Source organism: Streptomyces sp. NPDC004752 (assembly GCF_053601275.1).
In genome coordinates this window covers 12,559-26,242 of record NZ_JBSGBN010000035.1, presented here as the reverse complement: position 1 = coordinate 26,242, position 13,684 = coordinate 12,559, and the positions used below count along the sequence as shown (strand labels likewise).

Annotated in this window: 14 protein-coding genes and 1 tRNA gene; 7 read left to right on the top strand and 8 right to left on the bottom strand. The window is 70.8% G+C overall.

All coding sequences use genetic code 11. The annotated features are described in order from the left end of the window. Window positions 1-34: 34 nt before the first annotated feature. The 3 genes from ACWEKM_RS16995 (at window position 35) to ACWEKM_RS16985 (ending at window position 3,569) form a co-directional block, all read left to right on the top strand. Entirely contained in the window at window positions 35-1,075 is a 1,041-nt protein-coding gene (locus ACWEKM_RS16995) for an SGNH/GDSL hydrolase family protein (protein WP_451621960.1), read from the top strand. A 183-nt stretch (window positions 1,076-1,258) separates the two neighbouring features. Next, on the top strand, window positions 1,259-2,479 hold the full coding sequence (locus tag ACWEKM_RS16990; protein WP_451621959.1) for an acetyl-CoA C-acetyltransferase: 1,221 nt from the start codon (window positions 1,259-1,261) through the stop codon (window positions 2,477-2,479). 292 nt (window positions 2,480-2,771) lie between these two features. Beyond that, window positions 2,772-3,569: a hypothetical protein gene (locus tag ACWEKM_RS16985; RefSeq protein ID WP_451621999.1), complete on the top strand. Its 798-nt coding sequence runs from the start codon at window positions 2,772-2,774 to the stop codon at window positions 3,567-3,569. A gap of 508 nt (window positions 3,570-4,077) precedes the next feature. Here ACWEKM_RS16985 and ACWEKM_RS16980 read toward each other — a convergent pair. Next, entirely contained in the window at window positions 4,078-4,389 is a 312-nt protein-coding gene (locus ACWEKM_RS16980; protein ID WP_451621958.1) for a hypothetical protein, read from the bottom strand. A gap of 99 nt (window positions 4,390-4,488) precedes the next feature. Between ACWEKM_RS16980 and ACWEKM_RS16975 the strand changes: the two genes are divergently transcribed. Then, a complete protein-coding gene (locus ACWEKM_RS16975) occupies window positions 4,489-4,719 on the top strand; it encodes a DUF4287 domain-containing protein (protein WP_121890605.1) in 231 nt (76 codons plus the stop codon). A 142-nt stretch (window positions 4,720-4,861) separates the two neighbouring features. Here the strand turns inward: ACWEKM_RS16975 and ACWEKM_RS16970 are convergent, their stop codons facing one another. From ACWEKM_RS16970 to ACWEKM_RS16960, 3 genes are all read right to left on the bottom strand, one after another. Next, entirely contained in the window at window positions 4,862-5,728 is an 867-nt protein-coding gene (locus ACWEKM_RS16970) for a Bax inhibitor-1/YccA family protein (RefSeq protein WP_451621957.1), read from the bottom strand. Between the two features lie 272 nt (window positions 5,729-6,000). Continuing rightward, window positions 6,001-6,216, bottom strand: coding sequence for a hypothetical protein (locus tag ACWEKM_RS16965; RefSeq protein ID WP_451621956.1), 216 nt, complete (start codon window positions 6,214-6,216; stop codon window positions 6,001-6,003). Further along, entirely contained in the window at window positions 6,213-6,875 is a 663-nt protein-coding gene (locus ACWEKM_RS16960) for a CGNR zinc finger domain-containing protein (protein ID WP_451621955.1), read from the bottom strand. The genes ACWEKM_RS16965 and ACWEKM_RS16960 overlap by 4 nt, the downstream gene beginning before the upstream one ends. Before the next feature lie 38 nt (window positions 6,876-6,913). On the opposite strand from ACWEKM_RS16960, the gene ACWEKM_RS16955 reads away from it, so the two are divergent. Next, on the top strand, window positions 6,914-8,257 hold the full coding sequence (locus ACWEKM_RS16955; protein ID WP_451621954.1) for an MFS transporter: 1,344 nt from the start codon (window positions 6,914-6,916) through the stop codon (window positions 8,255-8,257). A 136-nt stretch (window positions 8,258-8,393) separates the two neighbouring features. On the opposite strand, the gene ACWEKM_RS16950 is transcribed toward ACWEKM_RS16955, so the two are convergent. From ACWEKM_RS16950 to ACWEKM_RS16935, 4 genes are all read right to left on the bottom strand, one after another. After that, window positions 8,394-8,939 (bottom strand): ATP/GTP-binding protein, encoded by a 546-nt coding sequence (locus ACWEKM_RS16950; RefSeq protein ID WP_451621953.1) that lies wholly within the window; start codon window positions 8,937-8,939, stop codon window positions 8,394-8,396. A 322-nt stretch (window positions 8,940-9,261) separates the two neighbouring features. After that, the gene (locus ACWEKM_RS16945) at window positions 9,262-9,417 is read right to left on the bottom strand and encodes a hypothetical protein (protein ID WP_451621952.1); all 156 of its coding nucleotides are present in this window, start codon (window positions 9,415-9,417) and stop codon (window positions 9,262-9,264) included. Beyond that, complete coding sequence (locus ACWEKM_RS16940; RefSeq protein WP_451621951.1) at window positions 9,414-9,605, bottom strand: hypothetical protein; 192 nt, start codon at window positions 9,603-9,605, stop codon at window positions 9,414-9,416. The genes ACWEKM_RS16945 and ACWEKM_RS16940 overlap by 4 nt, the downstream gene beginning before the upstream one ends. A 108-nt stretch (window positions 9,606-9,713) precedes the next feature. After that, window positions 9,714-9,796 (bottom strand) — tRNA-Leu (locus ACWEKM_RS16935). 426 nt (window positions 9,797-10,222) lie between these two features. On the opposite strand from ACWEKM_RS16935, the gene ACWEKM_RS16930 reads away from it, so the two are divergent. Together ACWEKM_RS16930 and ACWEKM_RS16925 are read left to right on the top strand one after the other, a co-directional pair. After that, complete coding sequence (locus ACWEKM_RS16930; protein WP_451621950.1) at window positions 10,223-10,996, top strand: ABC transporter ATP-binding protein; 774 nt, start codon at window positions 10,223-10,225, stop codon at window positions 10,994-10,996. 33 nt (window positions 10,997-11,029) lie between these two features. Next, window positions 11,030-13,558: an ABC transporter permease gene (locus ACWEKM_RS16925; RefSeq protein WP_451621949.1), complete on the top strand. Its 2,529-nt coding sequence runs from the start codon at window positions 11,030-11,032 to the stop codon at window positions 13,556-13,558. Window positions 13,559-13,684: the final 126 nt, after the last annotated feature.

The window sequence follows — 13,684 nt, the reverse complement described above, 5'->3', positions numbered from 1 at the left end:
TGGATGTAGGGCTACGAGGAGGTGGCGGCGACGCATGACGAGCATGTCGAGGGCGAGGGTGGCCCGGCGGATCGCGGCCGGCGCGGCATTCGGCGGCGGCGGGGTCGGACTGGTCGGCGCGGCCGCCGTCGGCCTGCTGCTGGCCGAGGTGCAGCTGGCCAAGCGCCAGGTGGGCAACGGCACCGGCGACCGGGTCCCGTCGGCGGAGGGACGGTACGGCCGTGGCTATGACGTGCCCGGCGAGCCACCCCTTCGGCTGGCCTTGCTCGGGGACTCCACGGCGGCGGGCCAGGGCGTGCACCGGGCGGGCCAGACGCCGGGCGCGCTGCTGGCGTCCGGTCTCGCGGCGGTGGCGGAACGTCCGGTGGAGCTGCGCAACGTGGCACTGTCGGGGGCCCAGTCCGACGATCTGGACCGTCAGGTGGCCCTGGTGGTGTCCGCGGGCGTGCCCGTCCCGGATGTCTGCGTGATCATGATCGGCGCGAACGACGTGACCAACCGGATGCCGCCGACGCGTTCGGTCAGACATCTGTCGGCGGCGGTGCGGCGGCTGCGCACGGCCGGCGCCGAGGTCGTCGTGGGCACCTGCCCCGACCTGGGCACCATCGAGCCGGTGCAGCAACCGCTGCGCTGGCTGGCGCGCCGGGCCTCGCGGCAACTGGCGGCGGCCCAGACGATCGGGGTGGTGGAGCAGGGGGGCCGCACGGTGTCGCTCGGCGATCTGCTCGGCCCCGAGTTCGCCGCGAACCCGCGCGAGCTGTTCGGCCCGGACAACTACCACCCGTCCGCGGAGGGCTACGCCACGGCCGCGATGGCGTTGCTGCCGACGGTGTGCGCGACCCTCGGCCTGTGGCCGGCGGACGAGGAACGCCCGGATGTGTCGCGGCGCGAGGGCTTCCTGCCGGTGGCCCGTGCGGCGGCGGAGGCGGCGTCCGAGGCGGGCACCGAGGTCACGGCGGCGATGCCGACGGGTCCGCGGGGGCCGTGGGCGCTGCTGAAGCGGCGGCGCAGGCGCCGGGTCAGCGAGCCGGAACCGACGTCCGCGCCCACCGCGCCCACCGCGCAGCCCTCGTGAGGCAAGCCGTCGCCACACCGGGAGCCGAAAGCAGGGAGGGGGGAGGAAGGAAGGAGGGAAGGAAGGGAAAGCAAGCGCTTGGACAACTGCGGTCAGTGTCACACCGCGCCGCCGGTGACCGTGACCGTACGGACAGGTAGCTTCCCAAGCAGCCCTGTCCATCCGTACGCCAATGGAGCCGTGATGCCCGAAGCAGTCATCGTCTCGACCGCCCGCTCCCCCATCGGTCGCGCCTTCAAGGGCTCCCTGAAGGAACTGCGCCCGGACGACCTCACCGCCACGATCATCCAGGCCGCCCTGGCGAAGGTCCCCGAGCTGGACCCGAAGGACATCGACGACCTCATGCTCGGCTGCGGCCTGCCCGGCGGCGAGCAGGGCAACAACCTCGGCCGGATCGTCGCCGTACTGATGGGCATGGACCACCTGCCGGGCTGCACCATCACCCGCTACTGCTCCTCGTCCCTGCAGACCAGCCGGATGGCCCTGCACGCCATCAAGGCCGGCGAGGGCGATGTCTTCATCTCGGCCGGTGTCGAGATGGTCTCGCGGTTCGCCAAGGGCAACTCCGACAACTGGCCGGACACCCACAACCCGGTCTTCGCCGAGGCCGAGGCGCGCACCGCCGCGGTCACCGAGCAGGAGGGCACGACCTGGCACGACCCGCGCGAGGACGGCCTCGTCCCCGACGCCTATATCGCGATGGGCCAGACCGCCGAGAACCTGGCCCGCTGGAAGGGCATCACCCGCCGGGACATGGACGAGTTCGGCGTCCGCTCACAGAACCTCGCCGAGGAGGCCATCAAGAACGGCTTCTGGGAGCGCGAGATCACCCCGGTGACGCTCCCCGACTCCACGGTGATCAGCAAGGACGACGGTCCGCGCGCGGGTGTGACCCTGGAGGGCGTGCAGGGCCTCAAGCCGGCCTTCCGCCCGGACGGGCTCGTCACCGCCGGCAACTGCTGCCCGTTGAACGACGGCGCCGCCGCGGTCGTCATCATGTCCGACACCAAGGCGCGCGAGCTGGGTCTGACCCCGCTCGCCCGGATTGTGTCGACCGGCGTCTCCGGGCTGTCCCCCGAGATCATGGGCCTCGGCCCGGTGGAGGCGTCCCGGCAGGCGCTGCGCCGCGCCGGCCTCACCCTCGACGACATCGACCTGGTCGAGATCAATGAGGCATTCGCCGCCCAGGTGATCCCCTCCTACCGCGAACTGGGCATCGACCTCGACAGGCTGAACGTCAACGGCGGCGCCATCGCGGTCGGCCACCCCTTCGGGATGACCGGCGCCCGCATCACCGGGACGCTCATCAACTCGCTCCAGTGGCACGACAAGCAGTTCGGCCTGGAGACGATGTGTGTCGGCGGCGGCCAGGGCATGGCGATGGTCATCGAGCGCCTCAGCTGATCACACCGGGGTCCCGCACAGTGACCACCGAGGGACCCAACGTGACGGACCGGACCCGGCGTTCAGGGCGTTCCGAACGCCGGGTCGATTTGTGATCCAATCTCCCCCATGATGTGACCTATCTCCCTTCCGGGGGATATCCCGCAGGTCAGAGCGGTTATGGAGCTAAACCCCAGGCCCAAAGTCCTGTCCGTTTCGTGACGTTACGCACTGACAGCTGGTTAGTCCACCCTTCAAGCTGATGTAGGAAGTCGGGGGTCGACTTTGAACCGGGAGTACGTCAGTGAGCACCATGCCGATCGCCCTGCTGCTCACCACGGCCGCCACGGGCGCCGTGGGCGTCGCCGTCCTGCGCACCGTTCTCGTCCTGCGTCGCCAGGTCACGGCCCTGCACACCCAGCTCGCGGAGAGCCAGGCAGCCGCCACGCGCGCGCTGCTGCCCGGCGCCCGCACCACGACCGAGACCGAGCAGATACGCGCCGCCGTCGCCGAGGCGCTCGCCGAGGAACGGGAGCGGGAGCTGGCCGAGGCGCGCGCCTTCTGGGCCGCCCAGGAGGCCCGGGACGCCTCCGACGCGCCCTCGCTGCTGGGCCTCGCCGACAACGAGTCGTTCCTGCCCCGGCAGGCCGATTTCGCGGGCCTGGAGCCGATCATCGAGTCGGTCATCGAGTCCGTGGCCGAGCCGACGACGGACGCCGACGAGTTCTCCGGTGAGTCCCCGGAGCTGGCCGCGGCCCGCCGTCGGCACCCTTCACATCCGGACTTCGTGCCGGTGCACTCACCGGTCGTCAACGACCACGAACGCACCGTGTCCACGCTGGAAGAGCTCGCCGAGTCCCGCGTCGAACTGACCGACGTGCGCCCCGGCCCCCTCGGCACCCTCGACGTCTATGTGTTCGCCGACGGCACGACCCTGTGCATGACCCCGGGCCACCGCGAGACCGCGGAACGGCTGGCGGCGTTCCTGCGCTGCGGCGTGGCCCCGGTCCTGCTGGGCGGCTCGGGCATCTCGGGCGCGTACACGCTGACCTTCGCGTGCGGCGAGGAGAACGTGTACATCCTGGCCGACCGGGTCATCGCGTCTCTGTAGCAGGAGTCACGGAGCATCTCTTGTAGGCAGGAGCCACGGGTCGTCCCTGTGGCGGGAGTCACGGAGCATCCCTGTAGCAGGAGCCGCTGAACCGGCCGCGCGCCCCAGCCGGAGCGGCCCCGAGACCGGCCCCCTGGCGCCCCAGCCGCAGCGCCGCCGAGGCCGACCCCCTCCCGAGGGGCGAGTGAGACCTCCAAGGGGCGAGTGAGGTCCCCGAGGGGCGAGTGAGGCTCCCGAGGGCAGACGAGGCCCCCCGAGGGCAAGCGAGACTCCCCGGGGCCAGCGAGACCGCGTCAGGAGCGGGGCGCACTCTGAGGTCGGCGCCCGCGTCCCTTCAGCGGCAGCATCCACACCCGGCAGGAGCGAGGCCCACTCGTCGCGGCCACCCTCTCCAGCAGAAGCCGCACCCGGCCGCACGGAGCCGACGCGTACGTGCGACAGCCGCACCCTCCGTGCCACAGCCGCGCCCTCCGGGCGAGAGCCGGAGTGGCGGCTACCGCGCGTCGGCTCACACGCCCGCGCGTTGCCGAGCCTCGTCGACCAGGCGCACCGCCTCCACCACCTCGGCGTCGCTCGTCAGCACGAGCGCCAGGTCGTGCCCGGCCACGGTGATCTGGTCCGCGGCGGCGAACATGCCGGCGTCCGGCATCTCCCGCGGCTCCGCCGAAGGGTCCTCGATCCGCTGCGCGCGCACGGCCAACTCCCTTGCCAGGCCCAGCGCCTCGGCGGCGGCGTTGCGCTGCAACCGGCTCTGCGGGGCGGCCCGCAACCGGTCGGCGAAGTGATCCACGGCAAGAGTCAGGGGCGTCGTATCAACCACGCGGTGAGCGTAACGCGTCGCACCTGGAGTGTTGCCAACACGCCAACGCTCAGGCACGGTGACGTGAAGGACCGGCTTCGAATGCGTCCGGAGGCGCCGATGTCCCAAGTCTTCTCCGAAGAGACCCATCGCAATCTGCTCGCCCGCATCCCGCACTGCACCGGTCGTGAAGTATCCGACTGGCTGCGCACCGTCGAGGAAGGCCCCGCTCTCTTCCGCTTCGAGGAGAAGGTCAGCTGGCTCCGACAGGAGCACAACCTCGCGTACGGCCACGCCAAGGCGCTTGTTCATGAGTACGACTTGAGGAGGGCCGCGCGCAAACTGCTCTAGGCGCGCACATCGGAACATCGAAAAGGGCCCCGGGACAAACCCGGGGCCCTTCGCGCTGGTACCGAACAGCCGACTGGTCGTTACGGCCGGTCGTTACGGCTGGTCGTTACGGCTGGTCGTTACGGCTGGTCGTTACGGCCGATCAGTCACTGCTACTGAAGATCGCCACCAGTCGCAGCATCTCCACGTAGATCCACACCAGGGTCATGGTGAGGCCGAACGCGGCCAGCCACGCCTCGTTGCGCGGGGCGCCGTAGGCGATGCCGTCCTCGATCTGCTTGAAGTCGAGGGTCAGGAAGAACGCGCCGAGCAGGATCGCGATGATGCCCACGATCGCGCCGAGCGGGCCGAAGCTGCGCAGGCCGCCGTCCTCGGCGACACCGAAGACCACCAGGAGCAGGTTGACCGCCATGACCGCGACGAACGCCATCGCGATCACGAGGCCGATGCGGGCGTAGCGGGCGGTGACGCGGATCCAGCCGGCCTTGTAGACGAGCAGGGTCGCGCCCGAGACCGCCATGGTGCCGAGCACCGCCTGGAACGGGGCGCCGCTCCACTGGCTGTTGTACATCTCGCTGATCACACCGAGGAAGACGCCCTCGAAGGCGGCGTATCCCAGGATCAGCGCGGGGGACGGGGTGCGCTTGAAGCTCTGCACCAGCGCAAGGACCATCGCGATCAGCGCGGAGCCGATCGCGAGACCGAAACTGCCGGACGAGACCGGAAGCAGGGCCCAGGCGAGGACGGCACCGACGGCGACCACGCCGAGCGTGGTGGCCGAGCGCAGGACGACATCGTCCATCGTCATCCGGTCGGTGGTGACCGGGGCCTGCGGCGGGGCGCCGTACTGCTGGTCCTGCTGGGCGTAGGGGTTCGTCGCGTACGGATTGCCGGCTTGGGCGTAGGGGTTGCCCTGCGCGTACCCGGCCTGCGGCGCGGTGTTGAAGCCCGCGTAGCCGTTGTCGCGGCTGAACCCCCGTCGCGAGAAGACCGGGTTGCTGCTCCTCATTTCACTCCTCCATGGCCGCCCTGCGCGGCCTTGGCTCAAGAGTAATAGGTTGGCAAAAGATTGACCCTAGTACCTGGGGAGGATCTTTCCCCAGCCGTGCTGCGCAACACGCTAACCGGCCGCCTCATTCCCGGCCATGGTGGGGCCCCTTCCATGACGGTTCCGCTACATGAGCGAAACCGGCCGGAGACGGGGTGCGCTGGGCCGGTCGTGGCAGGGGCCGCTGTCGGAGAGTCAGCCGAGCGGGGCCCGAGCAGGCGCCCGTGTACACCTCATGCAGCAGGGTCGCGCAGCAGGATTGCCATGTCGTGGAGCGCCATCACGTCGTAGAGCATTGTCACGTCGTCGAGCGTTGTCACGTCGTCGAGCACCTCATGTCGTCGAGCGCCGTCATGTCGTAGGAGAAGCGCTCGGACTGCTGGACGCGGCGCGGACTCGGCGCCGGTCGGCGGCACGATGTGCGCGGTGAGATCTCCTATCTCCGTCACCCGCGCTGCGGACTCCGGGTGGCTCCGGGGCCGCCGGTCGCCCGATCGGCTGCGTCCGGCGCCGCAGTGGCGCGGGCGCGGTGGGCCGCGACGCGCTCGCGGGTCGCGCAGCGACGGGAGCAGTAGCGGCGTTCCGGGCCGCTGCCCTGGGTGAGGAAGACGTCGTGGCAGGCGGCTGACGCGCAAACGGCGCCGGGCGGGCGCTGGCGGTCCCAGACAAGGACGGTCAGGGCCAGGCAGGACGAGGCAAGGAACCACTCGTCCCAGGAAGCGTCGTCATCGCGGTCGAGGTGCGGGTGCCAGGGCGTGCCGCCGTTGTGCGAGGCGAGCCGGAGCCGTCCGGTGTGCGCGCGCAGCAGCCCGTTGAGCGCGGTGGCGGCGGCGTCGGTGTCCTCGGCCGCGAAGACCTCCCGCAGTCGGTCGGCGGCGACGCGCATCAGGTCGACGTCCCGGGGCGTGAGGTCGAGGGGACCCACCTCGCCGTAGGCGCGGAGCACCTCGGCAACGACGCCGGGGGTAGGGGTGGGGGCGTCCGGGCTCAGCGCGTTGACCAGGGCGGCGGCGCGGCGCGCGGTGGTCAGCACGGAGTGCCGGGTGGACCAGTCGTCGGGGGTGGCGGGCACGTCGGAGGTGGCGGGCACTGGCCGAATGTAACGCACATTGCGGAGTTTTACGCTACCTACGTAACGTCCCATCAATGACAAAGCGTTACGTGACGCACGGCTCGAACCGCTGCAGAACGGCGTCCCATCACGCCGGAGCGCTGGTGGCCCGTACCGGGGACGAGATGTCGGGACCCGCGCTGATGCTGGCGGGGCCCGCCCTCACCGGATCGGCCGCCGCCGGGGCCGCACTGCTCGCGGGCATCACCGTCGCCGCGGCGGTCGGCGGGCCGCTGCTCGGCGCGTTCCTGGACCGGGCGGTGCGGCCGGGTCGCCTGCTGGCCACGGCGCTCGTGCTGTACGCGGCCGGCCTGACCCTGGTCCTCCTGGGGCTCGGCCGGCTCCCGTTCGCCGTCACTGTGCTGCTCGCGGTGGTCACGGGACTGCTGGGCCCGGCGCTGTCCGGCGGCTGGACCGCCCAACTGCCCCGCGTCGTACCGGCCGACCGACTGCTGCGGGCGAACGCGCTCGACGCCATGACGTTCGGCGCGGCGAGCCTGGCCGGACCCGCCCTGGCCGGGGGCACGGCGGCGGTGCTGGGGGCGCCGACGGCCGTCCTGGTCTCCGCGGCGCTGATCGGCGCCGCGGTGCCCGCGGCGTGGCTGCTGCCCGCCCGTCCCGGTGCGGTACGCGGCCCGCGGGACGCGTCCGTGCCCGGCGACGACCTGCGGGGAGTCTCCGTGCCCGGCAACAGTCCGCGGGGCTCCTCCGTGCCCGCCGACCTCGCCGCCGGGATACGGGCCCTCGTCGCCGGCCACCGGCTGGGCCGGGCCACCCTCACCTCGGTCGTCTGCTGCGTCGCACAGGGCATGCTGACGGCCTGTCTCCCGCAGCTGGGCGCACGCGTACTCGGCGGGGCCGACCGCGGCACCGCCCTCCTGTCCTGCGCGGCGGCCACCGCCCTCGGGGCAAGCGCCCTGCTCGCCCGTTTCCCGCGCGCCGTCACCCCCGACACGGTCCTGTGGACCACCCCCCTGATCCAGGCGTCCGCGGCGGCCCTGGCCGCGCTGTCCCTGCCCGCGTCCGGCGGCGGCTCCGCGCTGCACGTCCTGCCCGCGTCCGGCGGCCCGGCCCTGCTCGTCGTGGCCGCGGCCTTGACGGGCGTCGCCGAAGGACCCGCCCTGACGGCGCTGTTCGCGGTGCGTCACGCGGAGGCGCCGGGCCATCTGCGCGGCCAGGTCTTCACGACCGGCGCCAGCCTGAAGATCACCGCCTTCGCCCTGGGCGCGGCCCTGGCCGCCGCCCTGTCCCCCCGCTCCCTCCCCCTCACCCTGACCCTGTCCACAACGACGGCAGCCGCGGCGACCCTGCTGTTCTTCACCTTCCCGACGCCCGCCCGCGAAGGCACCGTCCCACCACCGAGGACCTCCGACCACTGACCCTCGCGGCGACTTGCCCACCCCGACCGGTCCAGTCGCCCAGAAGCCCGGCCCCACGCGGGTGGAACGGGTCCGGCCCGGCCACTGATGGTCGGTGGGACGGGGTGACCGTTCATGGGGACGGGCGAGGAGGCATTCACAACGTGGCCCGGGAGATCACTGAGCTGACCGCGGCGACGCGGTGGGACAGGTCGTCGGCGGGAATGTCGATGAGCTCGTAGCCGAACGCGCGGTAGCTCTGTTCATGGATCTTTTCGAAGACCAGCGACTCCTCAAAACTGATCCGGCGGGCCGCGGTGGGCTCGCAGAAGCCCAGATTGCGAACGAAGAGCACTTGCCGCTCGTAGACCCCCATGGAGGTGATCCGTTCGAGCTCCGCGGCCAACGCCCGGGACACCGGCCGCCCCAGGTAGGTGGCGAGTGCGTGGGTGCAGACCGGCGACCGGTCGAACACCTGGACAGAGCCGGTGAAGCCGGCCTCCAGCTGCCGCTGTCGCTGCAGAGCGACGATCTCGTCGATGAAGGACGCCCGTGTCCATGGCTCGTCCTCGCCCTGATCCTGCGCTTGTGCGATGACCGCGGATGCCGCCTCCTCGACAACCGGGTAGCCGAGCTCGGCCAGGCGTCGCAGGATCGAAGTCTTGCCCGCGCCTGGCGTGCCCGTGAGAACGTACCGTCGCATGATCCGAAAGCCTTTCGCAGATGTCGAGACGAGACGCACTCCTCCTCGACGGGACCTCTGGTGGAGGCGTCTTGGGAGGGGAGTGAAGCCGTGGGGATGGAGTAGAGGGAGAGAGGCGGATCCTCAACGGCATCGCCGGTGAGCTGCACTCGCACCTCCTCGAAGGTCTGGACGCGGAGCGGATCACGCTCACTATGCGTCAGGAGCCCGAGGCTGCTCCCGCACAGTCCGCCTACGCAGCGTGGGGATACCGGAAGATCGGGGTATCCCGCCCATGGCCGGGGGCGCCGCTCTACGACTGCATGATCCGCGAGCTACGCACTCAGGCGTTGTAGCCCTCCTGCCGGACATGCGGCGTCTCCAACTCCCGCACGCAGTGCTGCCGGTAGCTCTCCTCGGCGACCATCTGGTTTTTGATGCATTCGCGCGCGAAATCGTCGAGCCTGTACTGCACTTCGTCGTCGGCGAAGAGGGTCAATTGGCCCTTCCCTTGCCCAAGCCGGGCGGCCACCGCTGACCGTGCTCGTCAACGGCGTCCCTGAACACCTCGGCGGACGTCTCGTCGTCGAAGCGCTCGTTCTGCCTCGGGGCCGTACGGCCGCCGCCGAGTCGCCATTTCGCCCGGTAACTCGCGACCATTCCGTCACTGTTGGTCCACTTTGCCACGCCATGAGCGGACTTCAGCGAGACGTGTTCCCGCGGTGCTCCCAAACAGAAAAACAAGAGCGGCGTCTGACAGGTGTTCGCGCTGGTCAGACGCCGTCGTGCGGGATGTGCCCGGAACCGGACTTGAACCGGTACGCCCGCGAGGGGCAGCGAGGTTTAAGCTCGCCGTGTCTGCATTCCACCATCCGGGCAGGCCGTAGGCTCCGCTGTCGAAGTCCCGAGCCTATCGGGATACCTCCCCCGAACTGCGGGCGGGCGGACCGATGTTGTCTTATTTTATTGAGGTCTGAGGGAGCATCAGCCCACGGTATGCGCCATCCGCACTTGCCAATAGCGTGACGGCCGGTGGGTACGCGCGTACGTGGAATGACGGATTTTCACCGTCCGGACCAGGGCGCTCAACCCGTTCGCGGTACGTCGCCACGCCGCCCCCTTCAGCGGCGGCCCTCCTGCTCTCGGCCCGCTCCGCCGTCATCCCCAGGTATGAGACGGCAGCCTCCCGTCCGACCGTGGTCGCCCCCGGGAACCGGAACAACGGCTGACTCCCGGGGCGCGGACGGCCGTCACGATGGAGACAGTCCCCACGAACGTCGTCGTCCCGACAGGAGCGCCCTCCCGTGACCACCACACCCATCGCCGCCGACCGGACCACCGCCGTGGCCGCGCGCGCCACGGAGCTGTCGAAGATCTACGGGCAGGACGAGACCCAGGTGGTCGCCCTGGACCGGGTCTCCGTCGACTTCCGGCAGGCCGAGTTCACCGCGATCATGGGGCCGTCGGGCTCCGGCAAGTCCACGCTGATGCACTGCGTCGCGGGACTCGACACCTTCTCCTCCGGCTCCGCGCGGATCGGCGACACCGAGCTGGGCTCCCTGAAGGACAAGCAACTCACCAAGTTGCGCCGGGACAAGATCGGGTTCATCTTCCAGGCGTTCAACCTGCTGCCGACCCTGACGGCGCTGGAGAACATCACGCTCCCGATGGACATCGCCGGCCGCAAGCCGGACAAGCAGTGGCTGGACACGGTGATCGAGATGGTGGGCCTGTCGGGGCGGCTCAGCCACCGGCCCTCGCAACTCTCCGGCGGCCAGCAGCAGCGCGTCGCCGTCGCCCGCGCCCTGGCCGCCAAACCGGAGATCATCTTCGGTGACGAGCCGACCGGCAACCTCGACTCCCGTTCCGGCGCCGAGGTGCTGGGCTTCCTGCGCAACTCGGTGCGCGAACTGGGGCAGACGGTGGTCATGGTCACCCACGACCCGGTCGCGGCGGCCTACGCCGACCGGGTGGTGTTCCTCGCGGACGGACGCATCGTCGACGAACTGTACGGGCCGACCGCGGACTCGGTGCTCGACCGGATGAAGCGGTTCGACGCCAAGGGCCGCACGAGCTGACCCCCGACCCCACCACGGACTGAAGAGAACACGATGTTCCGTACTGCCTTGCGCAACGTACTCGCGCACAAGGCCCGGCTCCTCATGACCGTGCTCGCCGTGATGCTCGGCGTGGCCTTCGTGTCGGGGACCCTGGTCTTCACCAACACCATCACCGACGCCTACCAGAACAGCTCCGCCAAGGGCTTCGACGGCGTCGACGTCGCCGTCTCGGCCAAGTACCGGGAGGCCAAGGGCGACGAGCCCGGCGACCACCCCGACCTGGACCAGGCGCTGCTCGACAAGAGCGCCGGGGTCCCGGGCGCCGCCTCGGCCGTCGGTGTCGTCAGCGGCTTCACGGCCATGGCCGACAAACACGGCAAGCTGATCGGCAACGGCTGGCAGACCCAGGGCGGGAACTACTGGGGCACCGACGACAGCCGCTACCCGCTGACCAGCGGTCACGCCCCGCGCGGCGAGAACGAGGTCCTCGTCGACGCCAAGACCGCCGAGCGCGCCGGCTACCGGGTCGGTGACACCGTCCGCCTGTCGATCGACGGGCCGGTCCTGAGCCCGAAGATCGTCGGCGTGTTCACCACCGACGACGGCAATGTCGCCGCGGGCGGCAGCCTCGCCCTGTTCGACACGGCGACCGCACAGAAGCTGTTCGGCAAGGCCGGCGGCGGCTACGACGAGATCGACGTGCGGGCGAAGCCGGGCACCAGCCAGGCCGCGCTCAAGTCCCAGCTGGACAAGGCCCTGCCGAAGGACCTCACGGAGACCACCACCGGGCAGTCGCTCGCCGACGAGCAGGCACGGCAGATCGCCAACAGCATGAGCGGCATGCGCCAGGGTCTGCTGGTCTTCGCCGGGATCGCACTGTTCGTGGGCACCTTCATCATCGCCAACACCTTCACCATGCTGGTCGCCCAGCGCACCAAGGAACTGGCCCTGCTGCGGGCGGTCGGCGCCTCCCGCCGCCAGGTCACCCGGTCGGTGCTGATCGAGGCATTCGTGGTCGGCGCGGTCGCCGGGGTCACCGGTCTTGCCGTCGGTGTCGGCATCGGGGCCGGACTGCGCGCCCTGCTCGGCTCGTTCGGGGAGACCATCCCCGACGGTCCGCTGGTCGTCACGCCGGGCACGGTCGTGGCCGCCCTCGTGGTCGGCGTCGTCATCACCATGCTGGCGGCGTGGCTGCCGGGCCGCCGGGCCGCGAAGATCCCGCCGGTCGCCGCGATGAGCAGCCTGCACGCACAAGCCACCACCAAGTCGCTGGTACTGCGCAACACCCTCGGCGCCCTGTTCTCGGCGGCCGGCGTCGCCGTCGTCCTGGCCGCGACCACGATGGAGGGCAGCGACGGTCAGGCGCCGATGGGCCTGGGCGCCGTCCTGCTGATCATCGGCGTGTTCATCCTGACCCCGCTGCTGTCCCGCCCGCTGATCGCGGCGGCCGCCCCGGTGCTGCGCGTGTTCGGCACGTCCGGCAAGCTGGCCCGGCAGAACGCGGTCCGCAACCCGCGCCGCACCGCCGCCACGGCCTCCGCGCTGATGATCGGCCTGACCCTGATCACCGGCATGACGGTGATGGCGGGCAGCCTCCAGACCGCGATCGACAAGATGGCCAGCTCGGCGCTGCGCGCGGACTACGTGGTGCGGATGGCGAACGGCAACAACCTCTCCCCGGACGTCGACCGGAAGCTCGCCGCCGTGGACGGCGTCTTGGCCACCAGCCCGATGCGCGACACGATCGCCCGGATCGACGGCGAGTCGGAGTACCTGACCGGCGTCAACGGCTCGGCGATCGGCAAGCTGACCGATCTGAAGGTCGACGAGGGCGCGTTCACGGTGGCCGGCACGAAGATCGTGGTCGACGACAGCACGGCCAAGTCCCGCGGCTGGAAGGCCGGCACGCAGTTCACCGCGCACTTCGAGGGCGGCAGGAACGAGCGGCTGACGGTGGCCGGTGTCTACGAGGGCAATGAGCTGATCCAAGGCGTCCTGGTCGACACCGCGGCCCTGCCGAAGCTGTCCGACAGCCGTGACATGCGGGTCATGGTCAAGATGAACGGCGGCGCCTCCGACGCGGCCAAGGACAAGCTGGAGAAGGCCCTCGACTCCAACCCGGGGATCCGGGTCGAGAGCAAGAAGGACCTGTCCGACTCCATCGCGCAGATGTTCACGCTGCTGCTCAACATGCTCTACGGCCTGCTCGGCATGGCGGTGCTCGTCGCCGTCCTCGGTGTCATCAACACCCTGGCCATGTCGGTCTTCGAGCGCTCCCAGGAGATCGGCATGCTGCGCGCGATCGGCCTGGACCGCCGGGCCGTCAAGCGGATGGTCCGGCTGGAGTCGCTGGTCATCTCCCTCTTCGGCGGGGTGCTGGGCATCGGTCTGGGCGTGTTCTTCGGCTGGGCCGCCGGTCAGCTGATCGGCTCGCGGATGCCGACCTACGAACTGGTCCTGCCCTGGACCCGGATGGGCATCTTCCTGCTGCTGTCGGCGGCGGTCGGCGCCCTGGCCGCGCTGTGGCCGGCCCGGCGGGCAGCACGGCTGAACATGCTGGCCGCGATCAAGTCCGAGTAGCCGTACGGCAGTTGCCGGGCCCGCTCCGCCGCGGACGCCGGCTGCCGCCCGCGCATCCGGGGCCCGCTTGACGACGGCCCGTACGACCCCGTCGGGGTGGTGCGGGCCGTCGTCGTGATCGGGGCG